General features: G+C 58.6%; 14 protein-coding genes and 3 pseudogenes. 9 read left to right on the top strand and 8 right to left on the bottom strand.

The window, feature by feature from the left end; translation table 11 throughout:
* Positions 1-113 precede the first annotated feature (113 nt).
* The 4 genes from MHY22_RS10865 to MHY22_RS10880 all read left to right on the top strand — a co-directional run bounded on the left by MHY22_RS10865 (position 114) and on the right by MHY22_RS10880 (position 3244).
* Positions 114-548 carry a hypothetical protein gene (locus MHY22_RS10865; RefSeq protein ID WP_179387217.1) on the top strand — a complete coding sequence of 145 codons (435 nt, stop codon included), beginning with the start codon at positions 114-116 and terminating at the stop codon, positions 546-548.
* The gene (locus tag MHY22_RS10870) at positions 545-1345 is read left to right on the top strand and encodes a PrsW family intramembrane metalloprotease (protein WP_239279313.1); all 801 of its coding nucleotides are present in this window, start codon (positions 545-547) and stop codon (positions 1343-1345) included. Before MHY22_RS10865 ends, MHY22_RS10870 begins: the two co-directional genes overlap by 4 nt.
* A gap of 95 nt (positions 1346-1440) precedes the next feature.
* Positions 1441-2637, top strand: a complete 1197-nt coding sequence (locus MHY22_RS10875; RefSeq protein ID WP_239279314.1) for an HNH endonuclease signature motif containing protein — start codon at positions 1441-1443, stop codon at positions 2635-2637.
* Between the two features lie 28 nt (positions 2638-2665).
* On the top strand, positions 2666-3244 hold the full coding sequence (locus tag MHY22_RS10880) for an LURP-one-related/scramblase family protein (RefSeq protein WP_005326299.1): 579 nt from the start codon (positions 2666-2668) through the stop codon (positions 3242-3244).
* 80 nt (positions 3245-3324) lie between these two features.
* Here MHY22_RS10880 and MHY22_RS10885 read toward each other — a convergent pair.
* From MHY22_RS10885 to MHY22_RS10905, 5 genes and pseudogenes are all read right to left on the bottom strand, one after another.
* A pseudogene (locus tag MHY22_RS10885) lies at positions 3325-3960 on the bottom strand (IS6 family transposase).
* A gap of 93 nt (positions 3961-4053) precedes the next feature.
* Positions 4054-6288, bottom strand: a complete 2235-nt coding sequence (locus tag MHY22_RS10890; protein ID WP_239279315.1) for a copper-translocating P-type ATPase — start codon at positions 6286-6288, stop codon at positions 4054-4056.
* Between the two features lie 51 nt (positions 6289-6339).
* Entirely contained in the window at positions 6340-6666 is a 327-nt protein-coding gene (locus MHY22_RS10895; RefSeq protein ID WP_150851786.1) for a heavy-metal-associated domain-containing protein, read from the bottom strand.
* A 140-nt stretch (positions 6667-6806) separates the two neighbouring features.
* On the bottom strand, positions 6807-7934 hold the full coding sequence (locus tag MHY22_RS10900) for a cell wall metabolism sensor histidine kinase WalK (RefSeq protein ID WP_005328299.1): 1128 nt from the start codon (positions 7932-7934) through the stop codon (positions 6807-6809).
* Entirely contained in the window at positions 7931-8653 is a 723-nt protein-coding gene (locus MHY22_RS10905) for a response regulator transcription factor (RefSeq protein WP_100067814.1), read from the bottom strand. Before MHY22_RS10905 ends, MHY22_RS10900 begins: the two co-directional genes overlap by 4 nt.
* 404 nt (positions 8654-9057) lie before the next feature.
* On the opposite strand from MHY22_RS10905, the gene MHY22_RS10910 reads away from it, so the two are divergent.
* Positions 9058-9633 carry a CueP family metal-binding protein gene (locus MHY22_RS10910; RefSeq protein WP_049378083.1) on the top strand — a complete coding sequence of 192 codons (576 nt, stop codon included), beginning with the start codon at positions 9058-9060 and terminating at the stop codon, positions 9631-9633.
* 71 nt (positions 9634-9704) lie between these two features.
* Positions 9705-11186 (top strand): multicopper oxidase family protein, encoded by a 1482-nt coding sequence (locus tag MHY22_RS10915; protein WP_239279316.1) that lies wholly within the window; start codon positions 9705-9707, stop codon positions 11184-11186.
* 120 nt (positions 11187-11306) lie between these two features.
* On the opposite strand, the pseudogene MHY22_RS10920 reads toward MHY22_RS10915, so the two are convergent.
* The 3 genes and pseudogenes from MHY22_RS10920 to MHY22_RS10930 all read right to left on the bottom strand — a co-directional run.
* Positions 11307-11471 (bottom strand): annotated as a pseudogene (locus MHY22_RS10920) (3'-5' exonuclease); the annotation flags it as partial.
* Between the two features lie 716 nt (positions 11472-12187).
* Positions 12188-13363, bottom strand: coding sequence for an MFS transporter (locus tag MHY22_RS10925; RefSeq protein WP_255718269.1), 1176 nt, complete (start codon positions 13361-13363; stop codon positions 12188-12190).
* Between the two features lie 83 nt (positions 13364-13446).
* The gene (locus MHY22_RS10930) at positions 13447-13917 is read right to left on the bottom strand and encodes a cupin domain-containing protein (protein WP_239279318.1); all 471 of its coding nucleotides are present in this window, start codon (positions 13915-13917) and stop codon (positions 13447-13449) included.
* 101 nt (positions 13918-14018) lie between these two features.
* On the opposite strand from MHY22_RS10930, the gene MHY22_RS10935 reads away from it, so the two are divergent.
* The 3 genes and pseudogenes from MHY22_RS10935 to MHY22_RS10945 all read left to right on the top strand — a co-directional run bounded on the left by MHY22_RS10935 (position 14019) and on the right by MHY22_RS10945 (position 16358).
* Positions 14019-14495, top strand: coding sequence for a MarR family winged helix-turn-helix transcriptional regulator (locus tag MHY22_RS10935; RefSeq protein WP_239279319.1), 477 nt, complete (start codon positions 14019-14021; stop codon positions 14493-14495).
* Between the two features lie 114 nt (positions 14496-14609).
* A pseudogene (locus MHY22_RS10940) lies at positions 14610-15319 on the top strand (IS6 family transposase).
* Positions 15320-15470: 151 nt separating this feature from the next.
* Positions 15471-16358 (top strand): hypothetical protein, encoded by an 888-nt coding sequence (locus MHY22_RS10945; protein WP_239279320.1) that lies wholly within the window; start codon positions 15471-15473, stop codon positions 16356-16358.
* Positions 16359-16506: the final 148 nt, after the last annotated feature.

A 16506-nucleotide genomic window follows, 5' to 3' on the forward strand; every position in this document is an offset into this window, starting at 1 on the left:
CAACCTATCACAGGGCTTGGCAGAACTTATGGGGGAGAAATCCTCCCCGTGGTCGGCCTAATCCTCCCCGGGGAGGATACCGCGATGAGCAGGGCATACCTAGCGTGGAGTACATGAAAAGCACACCACTCATCCTCGCGGCGGGCGTGGTATTTGGCGCCATCTATGGCACCAATGCACTCCTGCCAGACTTTTATGACAACCCTACGTCTGAAGTGCAGGTCGGCTCGGCCCGCATCCCCGGATTATCCTGCACGGAAGAAGATGGCTCCACCAGCAGTGAACCACGCTGGGACTGTGACGGCACCCAGATCCGCGCTAAAGAAGTCGGCGTACAGGACAAAGACCAAGCCACCCGCCGGTACCTCCGGGCAATGGGGGAAGGTACGGCCATACCGGAAGGAGACATCGACCGCGACGGGGATAAGCGCACGCTTAGCGATGGCGACCTCGTAGCCATCAGCATTGAGGGCGATGGCCTCACCACGTTCCTCTCCTTGCACGGACCGCGGGCTGAAGAACTTGCCCAGGAGGTAGAAAAAGCATGAAGAATCTGTACTGGCTATCTATCGCTTTCGGCCTGGTAGTTTCCGGCTTTTTCTTTGTTGATCGCCGTTTTACCGAGGTCGGACTCCTCGGCGCGCTCATCTGTGCGGGCCTGACGCTTGGACTGGGATTCTGGTGGTTTAGGCCGCGGCCAATGTGGCAGGGCATCCTATGGGGCGCGCTCGCCCAGCCGGTAGTGGTAAGCCTCAACGACCAGATGGTGGGGATTTCAGACAAGCTGGGGCTCACCTACCTGGACGGGGCCTTTTACTCGCCGCTTCCGGAGGAAACCATCAAGCTCCTTGGCGTCGTCATTATTATTGCGGCCTTTGGGAACGTGCGGCATCCGTACCAGGCCGCCGCGATCGGCATGGCGGTAGGCCTGGGCTTCGATGCCATGGAAAACGTGCCGTTCATCCTCAACGCGGCCATCGATGACCTGGATGGCGATCTCTGGGGCGTACTCATTACCGGTACCGGGCGAATCTTCACCGGCGCCTTTGGCCATGCGCTGTATACGGGGGTTGCGGCGTGGGGCGTCGGCAAGCTCTATGCGGGTGCGCGCCACGGCTACTGGCAGGTGGCCGGATTCTGGCTGGCCGCCATCGCCCTGCATACCCTATTCAATGCCTCGACCATCATTGCGGGTGATTGGCCGGTGACCATTCTCCTTATCGCCCTCATCACGTGGACACTGGTCATTTGGGGCCTGCGATTCATGCGCAAGCAGGACAAGAAACACGCGGCACAAAGCAGCGAAAATTCCCTCCCAACTAAAGATCCGGAATATAGCTCCTGAGCTGGTTCAATGCGGAGAAAAAGGCTCGTGTCCGAGGGGTGTTATAAGGTGTGAATCGTACACAAGTTCACACGATAATTTAGGTACGATGCGCCATGGAAGAACCCTACTTTTCCACGACCAACACCACCGACCCCACCACACGCTTAGCCTTTGAGATGCGAAAGACGGAGTACGAGTTCTGGGTGAGCCAAGTCCCGGATCTCGACTCTGATTTCGAATTAGTCACCCAGTCCCTCTACCGCACTACCGGCGTTAATGAAAGCCGGATCGGCCATATCCTCATGGCGCTGCACCGCTTGGAAGAGCTACCCGAGCTCCAGGCGCTGCAGCACCGCCTCTATCACTTGGACCTCGACCGCATTATTGCCATCAATAAGTCCCTCAACCGCTTGGGCAACCCGACGCCGGAGGTGGTGGCGCGCATCGATGAGCAGCTCACCGCCTACCTCACCCCTACCCGGCCGAACCAGGCCATGCGCACGCAGGCGCAGATCAAGCGCAAGCTCAACGAGCTCATCAACCTCGCCGATGACACGCTGGCCGTCACCCAGGGCCCTACCCAGCCGCGCTACACCATGGAAAACTGGGGCGATAACACCTCGGCGGTGACTTTGAGTGCGGACCCGGCGGTTATCGCGAGCGTCGATAAGTGCGTCCGGCAGACCGCGCTGGAGCTAGACTGCTCGCTTGCCGACGCCGCCATTGCACTCCTCACCGGCCGCACCCAAGCCCCCGAGATTATCCTCAACGCCTACAAGGCCACCGACGTGCCCAATTCCCCGGCATTTATTGAGTCCGTAGGCTGGCTCGACCCGGCGCGCTCCAATGCGCTGCCCTACACTAAAATCCGGGAGGTGGACCCTAACCACGAGGTCAAGGGCTATGTCACTCCCGCCGCCATGGCCGCGTACCTGGAAGGTTTCGACGGCACCTGCCGCTACCCCGGCTGCAACCGCCCGGCATCCGCCTGCCAGAAGGATCACCGCATCAACCACGCGGACGGCGGGCCGACCACCCCGGCAAACCTCGCCTGCTTATGCCAGCACCACCACAACGTAAAGACCGATGGTCGTGCTTTCTACGTCATGGACCCACATACGCGCGACATCATCTGGCTTTTTGAGGACGGCACCTGGACCACCACCGAACCCTCTGGCCCATTGGCGCAGAAGAACAAGAACTGGGTGCAGACCTTCGCCCAAACCATGACCTCCCACCGCGCCCGAGCTTATGAGGAGGCGCAAGAACTCATGCGCCAGCAGAAAACCACCCCTAGGGAGGAGGAATAAAACCAGCAGCTTCCCTACAGTGGCTGGTATGACGCAAAATTTATTCACACTTGACGAGCTCGTAATTACCCAGACCAAGTCCTTCCTCAACGATCAGTTCATGATCACCGATCTAGACGGCACCCCTGTGGGCACCATCCTTCAGTCCACCAGTCTCAAAGACATGGTGTTTAAATCCTCTCGCAGCTTGGAGGTTGCCATCACGGATGCTGAAGGCAACCCGCTACAGACGGTCATGACGATTTCGGACCCGCCGAATTTTCTGCGGGATACCTATGAGGTGCACTTGCCGGGAATCGAAAAGCCCATGGCCGTCATTACCAAGCGTTTCTCCATGCTCAAGACAAAGTTGGACTTGACCATGGAGGGCTTTGCCGACGTCGAAATTCACGGCGACTTCTGGGATTGGAATCTTTCCATCACTTCAGAAGATCGCCTGCTTGCTGACGTCTCTAACGAATGGACTGGCATGGGTAATTTCTTCATGGGCAAAAACACGTATCGCCTGCGCATCACGCCGGGCCTCAATGAGCAACATCACGCCGCCATCATCGGCGCCGTGATGAGCATGGATATGCTGCGCACTAAGCAGAAGAACAGCGACTAGAAGGTGTTGTTGCAAAGTTGGGCGGAGAGCAGCGAAGACTCAGTTTCTCATTCCCTGATGGCCGCTGCGTGTGGGCGTTGTTAGGCCGTCTCGAAGACCCGGTTGACGATCACCGCGTCCGGGGTCGGTTGCCCGTAGGCAAACATCACACCTTGCCCTTTCCGCAATGAGTACATCGCCTCCATCCCTTTCGGCCCGAGGATCCGCTTCAGCCGACCATGGTCGCCTTCCAGGATGTGGTTGAGGTATTTCACCTGCCGGTGTTCCACTGTTGGCGGGCAGATTCCCTCTGACTTCAACTCGGCGATTGCCCTAGCTAGGGAGGGTGCTTTATCGCCGTTGATCACTCTGGGATACTCGGCTGACGCATTGGATCTGACGGCCTTGGCCAGGAGACACTTCGCTGCGGCCACGTTCTGCTTCGGAGAGAGGTAAAAGTCCAGGGGCTGGCCACCGGCGGTGATCGCCCGATAGAGGTCTCATCCACCCGCCAGGAACTGGCCTGCCAGTCAGGTACCTGCCGGTACCACCGTGTTTGCTTGTCCAGCTCAGGGGCGTATTTCTGGACCAGCGATAGATCGTGGTGTGATCGACCAGCACGCCCCGCTGAAGTCATCATTTCCGCCAGAGCGCGGTAGCTCACCCCGTAGCGGCAGTACCACCCACTGCCCACAGAATAATGTCACGGGGAAATGACGACCGGGGAAGATACCCATGGCTGTGACTATTTCACGTCACTCTTCCTACTGCCCCAACTTTCCAACAGCACCTTTCAGGGTCATATGGGGGCAGTGGAGAGAAGTGGTGGATCAGTGGACGGCGGTGGATGCCGAAGTAGGCGTGGCGTGTTCCTCTTTCGACTCGGTCGGAGCCAGGTGAGCCGGATCCAGATCAATGCGGCGCAACAGCTGGGCGTTCAGGGCCACCACGATGGTCGAGGCAGACATCAAGATCGCGCCCACGGCCGGGGACAGCACGAACCCGATCGAGGCGAGCACTCCGGCGGCCAGCGGCACAGCGAGGATGTTGTAGCCAGAGGCCCAGATCAGGTTCTGGATCATCTTGCGGTAGCTGGCCTGGGACAGCTCAATCATCGACAGCACTGCCCGCGGGTCATCACTGGCTAGGACCACCCCGGCAGATTCCATGGCCACATCCGTGCCGGCACCGATGGCGATACCGACGTCCGCGCGGGTCAGAGCGGGGGCGTCATTGACACCGTCACCGACCATGGCCACGCTCAAACCCCGGTCCTGCAGCTGCGTGACCTTGGTGTCTTTGTCCTGGGGCAGGACCTCGGCGAAGACCTCATCAATGCCTAGGTCCTGACCAACCGCCTGGGCCACCTGCTGCGCGTCGCCGGTGATCATCGCGACCTTCACCCCGCGGTCCTGCAGGGCTTTCACGGCGGCGCGGGATTCGGGGCGGATCTTGTCCTCGACGGCCACCGCACCGATGATCTGACCGTCACGGACAATATGGAGCACACCGGCCCCACGCCCGGTCCAGGCGCTGGTGGTGTCGGTGAGCTCGGCCGGGGTCGTGAGGTTGAACTCGCGCAGCATGTTCGGCCCACCCACGAGGATCTCAGCGCCATCGACAGTGGCCCGGACCCCCCGGCCGGAGGCGGCGCTGAAACCAGTTGCACGGATTTGCCGACGGGAGGCCTCGGGATGGGCGGCCGCGGCCGCCACGATGGCGCGGGCCACGGGGTGCTCACTGTCGGCCTCCGCGGCGGCGGCCAGGGCCAGCAGCTCGCCCTCGGTGACGCCAACAGCTGCCGCGACACCGGTGACCGCGTGCGCACCCTCGGTCAGGGTGCCGGTTTTGTCGAAGAGAACCACGTCGATGGTGCGCATCCGCTCGAGCGCCATCCGGTCCTTGATGAGCACCCCGGATTTCGCGGCCCGCTCGCTGGAGATCGCAATGACCAGCGGAATCGCCAGACCCAGGGCATGCGGGCAGGCGATGACCAGCACCGTGACCGTGCGCACCACGGCATCGTCCGGGCTGCCGATGATGGTCCACACCACCGCAGTGATCAGAGCGGAGATCAGCGCGAACCAGAACAACAACGCCGCCGCCCGATCCGCCAGGGCCTGGGCCCGGGAGGAGGACTCCTGGGCGTCGGCAACCATGCGTTGGATCCCGGCCAAGGCGGTGTCCCCGCCGGTAGCCTCCACCCGGATGCGGACGGTGTTGTCGGTGGCCACGGTACCGGCGACCACCTTGTCACCGGTGTCGCGGAAGACGGGACGGGATTCGCCGGTGATCATCGCCTCATCGAATTCGGCGGCTCCATCGAGGATGGTTCCGTCGGCCGGCACCCGGGCACCGGCCCTCACCAGCACGACGTCGTCGACGACCAGGTCGGAGATGGCCACGGTGCGGGTGGTCCCGTCGATGACTTTCTCGGCCTCATCCGGCAGCAGGGCAGCCAGCGCGTCAAGCGCGGAGGACGCAGCCCCGAGAGCGGACATCTCCAGCCAGTGGCCCAGCAGCATGATGGTCACCAGCAGGGCCAGCTCCCACCAGAAGTCCAGCTCGAAACCGCCCAGCCCCAGAGTGGTGACCCAGGAGGCGACAAACGCCACGGTGATGGCCATGGCGATCAGGAGCATCATCCCGGGTTGGCGGGATTTCAGTTCTTTCCATCCGCCCTTGAGGAAAGGCGTTCCGCCGTAGACGAAGATGATCGTGCCCAGCACCGGGGGAATCCAGGTGGATCCGGGGAATGCCGAGAGGTGGTAGCCGAGCAGCTGGGCGACCATGGGGCTGAAAATAACGACGGGAATGGACAGAATCAGCGACCACCAGAAGCGGTCCCGAAACATTGCGGTGCTGTGTCCGGCGTGTTCGCCGTGACCATGAACGTGGTGGTCTTCGTCCAGGGCGGAGTGCGGGTGATCGTGGGGCATCGCCTGGCCGTGGGTGTCGGCATGTGCGTGGTGTTCGTGGCCGGCATGATCCGGGTGGTGGGTGTGGTCTGTTTCCGGAGCGGGGTGATCACCATGGTGATCACCCGAATGGTGGGGAGTGCTCATGACGTTCCTTTCGCTCAACCCGGTCGGGGTCGAGATGATGGGTAAAACTGATCAGGATAAGACGGTGTAGCCGGCCTCCTCGATGGCCCGGCGAACCATCTCCGGAGGTACGACACCGGTGACCGTGACGGTGGAAACACCACCAGCAGCGAGATCAATCTGGACGTCGTCGACCTGGGGAAGGGCCTGAAGGGCCTGGGTCACGCTTTTCGCGCAGTGCCCGCAGGTCAGGCCGGTGACCTGGTAGCTAGGGGAGGACCCTCCTGCTGACGAGTCGCTGGTGGCAGGGGTGGAGGCGGTGTCGGCACGTGAGGCAGGTCCGCAACAGCTGCAGCCGTGGGAGGCCATCGGCAAGAGGCGGGGCGGGGAGGTGATCATGGGAAAGCTCCTTCGGTTCGGTGGGGTGCGGCGATGCCGCTCTCTAGCGTATACCCCCAGGGGGTATATTTTCAGCATACCCCCTGGGGGTATATTTTCAAGGGGTAGAGGGCACGGCCCTCACGCGGGGCAGGGTGTGGTCACCGAGCAGCCTCCTCACTTTCGGGAGGGGACAGCGGGAGGCGGAGGGCAAACACCGCTCCGCGACCAGGTCCGGGGGAGGTGGCGGTGAGAGTGCCGCCGTGGGCCTCGATCAATGCCTTGGAGATGGTCAGACCGATACCGGCCCCGCCGTTGTCCCGGCTGCGGGCGGCATCCCCCCGGTAGAAGCGTTCGAAGATGTGTCCGAGCTGGTCAGGTGGGATGCCCTCGCCATCATCGGCGACGTGGATGAGCGCGGTGGACGCCCCCTGTCGGTGGACGCTGATTCGGACCTGCCCGCCGGCCGGGGTGTGCCGTAGCGCGTTCGACAGGAGATTGCTCATCACCTGGCCGAAGCGTTGCCGGTCCACGAGCACCCGGGCGGTGTCTGCAATGCTCTCGACCTGTAAATCGACGCCTTTGTCAGCATAAGCTTCCCCCGCGGCAACAGCGGCGGTATGGAGCAGATCCCCGAGCCCTTCCTCCGCCAGGTCCAAATCGATCCGGTGTTCCTGGGCCCGGGAGACATCGTCGATGTCTTCCATCAACCGGGTCAGGCGGGTGAGTTGGTCAGCCATGATCGTGTGGGTGGCATTATTCCAGTCCACGACCCCGTCCTGGAGACCATCGAGGTAGACCGTGAGCACCGATAAGGGGGTGCCCATTTCGTGGGCCAGATCAGAGAGCATCTGGCGGCGGACCTGTTCGGTGTGTTCCAGCCGGTCGGCCATGGTGTTGAAGGCATGCGCCAGGGTGGTGAACTCGGGGCCTGCTTTTCCGGCGGGCACGCGGATACGGGAGTTGCCGGCCGTCAGGCTGGTAGCGGCGTGGGTGAGATCCTGCAGGGGGGTGCGCAGACGACGCGATAACCACAGGCTGGCCAGCAGGGCGCTGATCAAGGCGGTGGGCAGGGCGACGGCCAGGGTGATCAGGTTGGCGCCCCGGTAGGCCTGCTCGGCATGGAACAGCTCCAGCGAGGGGTCCTCCCGGCCGGTCATCAACATATGATCATGGAACAGGGTCGGACCCACCATCGTGGCCACGGCCGCGGCCACCAGCAGGCTAATCACCACGACCAACACCTGGGCGGCCAGGAAGCGGAAGGTCAGGCCGGGTCCGTGATTCATGGCTGCCCCACCCGGTAGCCCACGCCACGCACGGTGTCGATAAACCCCCGGCCCCGGGTGTCGGTGCCGAGCTTGCGACGCAAGTTGCCGATGTGGACATCGACGATGCGTTCATCACCGACCCAGGTGGTGTCCCAGACCTCGGTGACCAGGTCGTGGCGGGTCAGCACCTGGCCGGGGCGCAGGGCCAGGGCAACCAGCAGCTCGAACTCCGTGCGGGTGAGCTCCACGGTCGTCTCCCCCACCCGCACCTCATGGGCGACGGGGTCAAGGATGAGGTCCCCAACGATCAAGGGGGTGGTCACCTGCGGTGGGGTGATGCTGGTGCGCGGGCGGCGCAACACCGCATGCACCCGGGTCACCAGTTCCCGGATGCTAAAAGGTTTGGTGATGTAGTCATCCGCCCCCAGGGTCAAACCGCTGATCTTGTCGTCCTCGCTGCCACGCGCAGTGAGCATGAGGATGTAGCAGTCCGAGAAGGTGCGGATGCGTCGGCACACCTCCAGGCCGTCGAGTTCGGGCAGCCCCAGATCCAGCACCACAACATCGGGGGAAAAGCGACGGGCCTCGTCCATGGCCTGGGTACCGGTGTGCGCCTGGCGGGTATCGAAGCCAGCCCGGATGAGGTAGGAAGCCACCATCTGAGCCAGGGGTTGTTCATCATCGACGACCAGCACCCGCCCCGGGGGCGTGGCGGTGGTCGGTGTGCGGTCAGCCATAGACCCCAGTATCGCTCCGGCCAGGGGGGAATACCACCCTCGCTCAGTACCCGGCGGGGAAATCTTCATCAAATCTTCAAACATCACCCTTCGACCGCCGTCACCCCTGTGTCCCACCCTGGGTCGGCGGCATCGCCTCCCCTGGTCGGTTCAGCAGGCGCCACCAGGGATTTCACTGTCTGCACCGCATACCCGGGGCGGGTAGAAGTACATCACCCACGGCTGTGGGGTGGTGTCCCGGTGGTGACCCAGCCCACCGAATTCACCCCCTTTTCGCCCTGTTATAAGGCTGTGAACAGGGTTTTTGATTTCTAGTCCGTCAGGCACCCGTGCTAGATAAAGGTATGGCATCGACCTTGAGACGGTGTCTTCTCATGGTCTTACCACGATCCAAGGAGATTGACGTGAAACGAGCAGCGATCGCAGCCGCCGCCCTTGCCCTCGCCCTCACGGGGTGTTCGGCTGCCGACCCGGAACCCACCGCCGATGGGACGGTGTCGCAGGACACATTCCTGACTGCCCATGGCCTGGCCGACATGGACGCGGTGGAGATCATTGATCACCTCGACCGGCAGAAGGTCACTGAGCGTCCCACGGATCTGATCGCCTCAGTACGTGCCGATGAACTGCTGCTCTCGAGCGATGACCAGGAAGTTGTGCTCGATCTTCCCGACAATCAGACGTATGTCTCGATCGCACCCTATCTCACCTCCACCCACGACTGCTTCTACCACAGCCTCACGACCTGCCAGGGGGAACTCGACAATGAGGATATCCAGGTCACGATCACCGATGAGGCGACCGGTGAGGTGCTGGTGGACGAGACGACAACCACCTTCGACAACGGGTTTATTGGCTTCTGGCTTCCCGATGATGCCACCGGCCTGATTGAGGTCAGCTACCAGGGGCGTACCGGCACCACGGAGTTTTCCACCGCCGACGACGGTGCCACCTGTGTCACAGACCTGCGCCTGACGTGATGGCTCAGCAGGGTCCTCACCTGCGCCTGTCTCCCGTGTCACTGAAATCCTGCACCAAGGAAGGTTAAATCATGATGAACGCGTTTTCCCGACGACAGTTTCTGCTCGGCGGGCTCGTCCTCGCCGGCACCGGGGCCGTGGCCGCCTGCACCAGCGACCCTGGACCCGCTGCCTCGGCACCAGGTTCCTCTCTTCGCCCCACTCCCACCCCCACTGCGCTCGGTGAGCCGACGGTGCGCCGGACACTGAACGCCCGGCCCCTCTCTCTGGATATCGGCGGCATCGAAGCCAAGACGTGGGGATACGTCTCTGACACCGGGGATGCGGCCATTGAGGCCACTGCCGGCGACGTCCTACAGGTCGATATCACCAATGAACTGCCTGAGAGCACCTCCATCCACTGGCATGGCATCGCACTCCACAACGCAGCCGACGGTGTGCCCGGCATGACCCAGGACCCCATTGAACCTGGCGAGTCTTTCTCCTATGTTTTTGAAGTCCCCCATGGTGGCACCTACTTCTACCATTCCCACTCCGGCCTGCAGCTTGATCGCGGCCTCCACGCCCCACTGATCGTCCGTGACCCGCAAGACGCTGAGGACCAGGACGTCGAGTGGACCATCGTGCTCGACGACTGGGTCGATGGCATTCAGGGCACTCCCGACGATGAGCTCGACAAGCTCACCGGAATGGGTTCGGGTGACCATAACGGGAAGAAGGGGATGGGAGGTCACGGCCATATGATGCACGGCACCCCGGACCGGGTACTGGGCGGGGATGCCGGCGATGTGATGTATCCGCACTACCTCATCAACGGACGTATCCCCCGTGCTCACCGGACCTTCGAGGCTCGCCCGGGCGACAAGGCCCGCCTGCGGTTTATCAACTCCGGCGGTGACACCATCTTCAAGGTGGCCCTCGGTGGCCACCGCATGACCGTGACCCACACCGACGGCTTCCCTGTCCAACCCAGGGAGACCGAATCGATCTACCTGTCGATGGGCGAGCGTGTCGACGTCGAGGTCATCCTCGACGACGGTATCTTCCCGCTCACGGCTTTGGCGGTGGGTAAGGACGACCGTGCCTTCGCCGTCATCCGCACCGCCGGCGGCCAGGCCCCCCACCCCGATGTCGACTTCCCCGAGTTGTCGTCCACCGGACTGCTTCTGTCCTCCCTGAAGCCAGCAGACCGTGCACTCCTGCCCGAGGACACACCAGACCGAGAAGTCAGCATCGACCTGGGCGGGCAGATGATGCCGTATGAATGGAGCATTCTCACCGACGGCCAATCCTCCTCCGCGACCGTGCAGGAGGGCCAGCGCCTGCGGATGGTCATGCGCAACAGGACCATGATGCCCCATCCCATGCACATCCACGGCCACACGTGGGCGCTGCCCGGCAGCGGCGGGCTACGCAAGGACACCGTCCTTCTCCGCCACGGTGAAACCATGATTGCCGACCTGATCGCTGACAACCCCGGTGAGTGGGCATTTCACTGTCATAACGCCTATCACATGGAAACCGGGATGTTCAGCTCGCTTCGCTACGAGTAACCCCCACAGCAGGGTTGAGTGCCGAGGTGGGCGGGGGTGCCCCCGAGTAGTGGACACGGCGTTGGTGTCAGGGTTGAGCAATGTGTGCCAGGAGTTGACGGGATTGAAGTATGCGTCGGCGTGCACGGCAGCAAGTTCAATGATGCGGTCGTAGCACTTGTTAAAGCCGGTGGTTTCGGCATCAATGACCGCAAAGACCGGCTTGCCCGGTGTGCGCGGGGCGTAGCGGTTGAGGAGGTTTTCTAAAAAGCCCATGGCCTCAAACCTAGAGGCCCATACCGACATGCCCACCTAAACGCTATCGAACACTGCAACCAACGTGGATTTCTGTGGATAACCACACTAGCCCTGTGCGGGTTGTCCACAAGGTTAGTGTGGTTGGCCTTTCGTAGCGGGCGTGGGTGTGGTTGCCTTAGTGCTATGAGCACTTCGCAGGACTATCCGAACTCCACCCCAACCCCCGCTACTACGACCACTGGGGAGGGTCAGCGGCGGGGCCGAGTTTGCGGGATATTTCCCAGCAGGAATTAAATACTGCTACCCAGTACATGATTGATGAGCATGGATATGCTGCGCACTAAGGAAAAAGGAGCGACTAGGAAAAATAAAAAGAGCCGGAGTGGAAACTTCTGTGGTTTCCATCTCCGGATTTCGATGGTGGGATGTTCACGATGGCAGCTCAACATTGCTTTTCAAGAAGCGTATCCCGAGCTGCGGATATGAAATCTCCCGGGAATTACCGGATGGAACCGGCATCTGCATAGAAAACGGAATAAGAAAAATTACAACAAGGTGTTTTCTCCAAGCAGCAAGAAGCGTTTGCTCGGATTTGTGGCGCAACATGTTTGGAAGACTTGTTCAATTCGCTTTTTGCCACGTTGCCGGATCCACTCCCTGGAAACTGGCACACTGAAGTGAGACTTCACAACGCGTGATGTTCAAGATGGAAGTTCAAGCCTGTTTTAAGAAGCACTTCCCGGCCTGAGCGTGTGGCCTATCTCTCAAAGCTGCCTTCCAAAATCTCTACTCCTCACAACGAGCAATCCGAAAACTAAGACACACATCACCCCTGCACCAATACTAAGGGAAGAAACACCCCAAAGACTCGATATTGCCCCTCCGAGCGCACCACCGATACCTACACCAAAATTGAAGATAGTAACGAAAAAGGACTGTGCAATGTCTGCCAAGTTAACTGCATTTCTGGCTAAGGCAGTCTGCAGAACTGTCGGTGCACCACCAAACCCCAGTCCCCAGACGATTATTCCAGAAATGAAAAAATAGTTGGGAGCTGCCGGTACCGACAAGAGCAAGAATCCTAAAAGCATCAACGCGCCTGAGATTAGACCAGTCAGGAACAATCTCTTATCTACAACGACAGCAGTAAGTAAAATACTGATCCCCGCAGAAATCCCGAAAAATAGAAGCACGACATCTACGCCAAGAGCTATTCCCACACCACTGGTTAAAGGTTGAATGTACGTGTAAACCATGTTGTGCGCTACTGTCCAGCCGAAGAGCGCTACAAGCACCCCCATCACACCAGGCATCAAAATCGATCTCTTAAGAACTTTGGTTCCTGGGCCATCTCCAACAAGTCCCGGCCGGGGAGGAACTGTAAACATAATCCATAACGCCAAAACGATGGATGCAACTGTTAGCATGCCGAGCGTCAATCTCCAACCAAAGTGTTGACCCCCTAATGCACCAAGCGGGACTCCAAAAGCTAAGGCGAAAGGCTGCCCAAAACCGATAATGGCAAGTGCGCGACCTTGGTTTTCCGAACTGACCAAACTCCGAGCGTAATTTGCCACAAGGCCCCAAACGACGCCTCCAGCCATACCGGCAAGAAACCTAGCAAGAAAGGCTAACCACAAATACGAAGTAATAGCAGTGAGAGCGTTGAAAACGCCAAGCCCCATGATAGCTATAACCAAAAGACGCTTACGCGGCATTTTTCGAGTTGCTGTCATCACCGGTATTGCAGCCACCACAGATCCAGCTGCATAAGCGGTTAGAAACTGTCCTACTTTTCCCGTTGTCGTTCCAAAGGACTCACCCATATCAACCAAAACCCCCGTAGGAATGGTCTCGGTCATTATGGCCAAGAAAGCGGCAAACGCTAACCCTGTCAATTGTAGGACTGGTATATCTGCTTTCGATTTCCGATTCGACATGATTGGCAATAATCAATCTTCCTAAAATGCTCGCAGTCCGGTCTCCCTACATCCGGAGTGCAAGCAACGTAGATTCTGGCTCCCTATCCTCCTCTATGCGCTTTCCAATCTTGTGCTTCCACAAAATACGTATCGAATTCATCTTCTCGACGGGCAAGCTCATCTTCAGGCGCCTTGCCACTCATTATCCGTCCCAAGATACGGAAATACTCAAACCTCTCCACACCGGGTGCGATAGTTACCAGTACATCCGCATCGCTACCCTTAGCGGCTCCAAAAGCATGAGGAACACCCGGAAGAACCAATGCGCAATCACCCGCACCTAGCTGGTAAATGTGGCCATCCTCCCAAAACTCCAGTTCCCCTTTAGTGACGTAGAAGAACTCACACGAAATCTTATGAAAATGTGGAACGGCTCCCTCACCCCCATCAAAAAGTTGAATATTTTGTACACTCACATTTCCTTTTGCATCCGAGGCATCCACCAGCAATCTTGCCTTCGGAAGGCGAGAGGAGGAAGCATCTGCCACTATTTCGGGTTCAGAAATTAACATCTTAAATCTCCATTGGTTGTTCGCTGACGAACTATATAGTTCGCTACCGAACTTCTTTTGTCAAGCGCTACACTAAGTTTCAGCAACCCGAAAGGAACAAAATGGACCCCATCTCCACAGCCATGAACAAATGGACGAGGATAAATCCCCACGTCGATGTGGATGCAATGGAAACAACCCTTCGCCTCACCCATCTGTTAAGAGCAATCAAAAACGAAGTGACGACCATCCATGAACAAGCTGAATTAGCTCCGGGCGACTTCGATGTTCTAGCAACGATCCTCCGCCAGGAAAACATCACCCCGGGACAACTTGCACACGCCCTACTTCTGTCAAAGGCCGGAATTACCGGAAGACTTAACAAGCTCAAAAAGCAAGGACTCATTGATGAAGAAATGAATCTTAGCGATAAGCGAGGAAAAACTCTGACACTAACGCCAGAAGGACACGACCGAATAATGTCCATCGTTGAAGCCCATGCCACAGCTGAGCGAAAAGCCCTCAACCACCTGTCCAGTACACAACAGGATGAACTGCTCGAATTGCTACGATCTTGGAGCAAAGAAAGCCCAGCCTAAACGACAGGATGTGTTGGCGAGGTTAGATGATTAGCCATTCTGGCGTGCTGCTTTTAGGATGGTGCTGTTGCAAAGTTGGGGCAGTAGGAAGAGTGACGTGAAATAGTCACAGCCTTGGGTATTTTCTCTGGTCGTCATTTCCCCCGTGACATCATTCTGTGGGCAGTGGGTGGTACTGCCGCTACGGGGTGAGCTACCGCGATCTGGAGGAAATGATGACTTCAGCGGGGCGTGCCATTCGATCACGCCACGATCTACCGCTGGGTTCAGAAATACGCCCCTGAGCTGGACAAGCAAACACGGTGATACCGGCAGGTACCTGACTGGCAGGCTAGTTCTTGGCGGGTGGATGAGACCTATATCCGGGTCGGCGGCAGGTGGTGCTATCTCTATCGGGCGATCACCGCCGGTGGCCAGACCCTGGACTTTTACCTCTCTCCGAAGCGGAACGTGGCCGCAGCGAAGCGTTTCCTGGCCAAGGCCCTCAGATCCAATGCGTCAGCCGGGTATCCCAGAGTGATCAACACCGATAAAGCACCCTCCCTAGCCAGGGTAATCGCCGAGTTGAAGTCAGAGGGAATCTGCCCGCCAACAGTGGAACACCGGTAGGTGAAATTCCTCAACAACATCTTGGAAGGCGACCATGGTCGGCTGAAGCGGATCCTCGGGCCGAAAGGCGCGTTTAAGAACCGGACACTGTATATCGGACGTTGAAAGGGATGGAGGCGATGCACTCATTGCGGAAAGGGCAAGGCGCGATGTTTGCCTACGGGCACCCGAACCCGGACGCGGCGATCGTCAACCGGGTCTTCCAGAATATCTAAGCAGGCTGGGCCATAATGCTGGCCAGGCGACGAAGAAAGGAGTGTTCGCGGTTCTCCACCCAACTTTGCAACAGCACCGTAGCTCGAGTCACCACTTAGTGTAATATTGGTACAAACCTTCGATTCATCGAGAGGGTGACCTGACAAAACAATGAAAGGATTGGAAGTGGGATTCACATTTAATGCAGAGAGGGCCATTTTTTGGCTTTATTTAAACCGCAAATCATACGCATCTCGTCTCCCATTTGAGGTTGTCGAAAACGAACATCAGGAGTCAGTCTTTGTTGAACTGCTTTCCGCTGCGATGATCCTTAATACACGTACAACCGATAATTCTTTCGACTTTCATTTTAGTGACAGAGGTCTCGCAGAAGCGGCTCGAATGCACAGCGGATATAGGGCTTCTCTTGCACAGCGTCGGATTTTGGAATGGCTTTACTCGACAAAACGCCCCACCAACTTGGGCGAAATTCTAAACACCCCCTACATCGAAGACTTTTCCGGCGATCTAACTATCCGTGAAATCGAAGAAACAGCAGAAGATCTCGTCTCACACGAGCTAATTAAATGCATGTCTAGTTGGCAAAACAGCTTTCTACATCCGGAAATAACCCCAGAAGGACGCAGAGTGCTGAGAAGCAATATGAGTCTCGACCAAATCATGCAGTCAGGAGCAGCAACCACCTTGAATATCAACTCAATCAACCATGGTGTAATCGGAACTCAATCCAACGGCACCAACTACGGGTCTGTAAGTTCCCACAACCGGATTGACGTCAGTAAGCCAAGTGAAGAGCTCATTGCCGTTACGGTCAAAGAACTTCGCCACATTGTCGACCAGCTCGAGGGACTCGATGAAGAATCAACGGAGGATCTTTTGGATGACCTGGAGGTAGTGGAACAAAAGTCGAAACGCCGAGGCATTCAATGGACGATTGATTCCCTTAAAGCTTTTGGAGCAGCTTTCGCTGAGAAAGCAGGTACAGAAGCCTACCAACAGGTCGCCGATGTACTAACCCAAAATGGACTAAACCCCTAGTAGGTAACAGCGCTATATCGCTAATTATGAAGCGTCCTGGGTTTAGTTCCTACCTCAGCTAAGGAAGGATTGAACTATGCCTAGAAAGTATTCCGTCGAGTTCAAGGAGAAGGCGGTCCATCAGATCATCGAAATGGTCCGCCTGGAG

It is taken from the genome of Corynebacterium sp. ACRPO (assembly GCF_022347205.1).
In the GTDB taxonomy this organism is placed as follows: Bacteria; Actinomycetota; Actinomycetes; order Mycobacteriales; family Mycobacteriaceae; genus Corynebacterium.

What these genes read in the sequence shown, in the direction of transcription:
- MHY22_RS10865 (WP_179387217.1), top strand. Translation starts at nt 114, where the DNA reads ATGAAAAGCACACCACTCATCCTCGCGGCGGGCGTGGTATTTGGCGCC.
- MHY22_RS10870 (WP_239279313.1), top strand. Translation starts at nt 545, where the DNA reads ATGAAGAATCTGTACTGGCTATCTATCGCTTTCGGCCTGGTAGTTTCC.
- MHY22_RS10875 (WP_239279314.1), top strand. Translation starts at nt 1,441, where the DNA reads ATGGAAGAACCCTACTTTTCCACGACCAACACCACCGACCCCACCACA.
- MHY22_RS10880 (WP_005326299.1), top strand. Translation starts at nt 2,666, where the DNA reads ATGACGCAAAATTTATTCACACTTGACGAGCTCGTAATTACCCAGACC.
- MHY22_RS10890 (WP_239279315.1), bottom strand. Translation starts at nt 6,288, where the DNA reads ATGAGCACTCCCCACCATTCGGGTGATCACCATGGTGATCACCCCGCT.
- MHY22_RS10895 (WP_150851786.1), bottom strand. Translation starts at nt 6,666, where the DNA reads ATGATCACCTCCCCGCCCCGCCTCTTGCCGATGGCCTCCCACGGCTGC.
- MHY22_RS10900 (WP_005328299.1), bottom strand. Translation starts at nt 7,934, where the DNA reads ATGAATCACGGACCCGGCCTGACCTTCCGCTTCCTGGCCGCCCAGGTG.
- MHY22_RS10905 (WP_100067814.1), bottom strand. Translation starts at nt 8,653, where the DNA reads ATGGCTGACCGCACACCGACCACCGCCACGCCCCCGGGGCGGGTGCTG.
- MHY22_RS10915 (WP_239279316.1), top strand. Translation starts at nt 9,705, where the DNA reads ATGATGAACGCGTTTTCCCGACGACAGTTTCTGCTCGGCGGGCTCGTC.
- MHY22_RS10925 (WP_255718269.1), bottom strand. Translation starts at nt 13,363, where the DNA reads ATGTCGAATCGGAAATCGAAAGCAGATATACCAGTCCTACAATTGACA.
- MHY22_RS10930 (WP_239279318.1), bottom strand. Translation starts at nt 13,917, where the DNA reads ATGTTAATTTCTGAACCCGAAATAGTGGCAGATGCTTCCTCCTCTCGC.
- MHY22_RS10935 (WP_239279319.1), top strand. Translation starts at nt 14,019, where the DNA reads ATGGACCCCATCTCCACAGCCATGAACAAATGGACGAGGATAAATCCC.
- MHY22_RS10945 (WP_239279320.1), top strand. Translation starts at nt 15,471, where the DNA reads ATGAAAGGATTGGAAGTGGGATTCACATTTAATGCAGAGAGGGCCATT.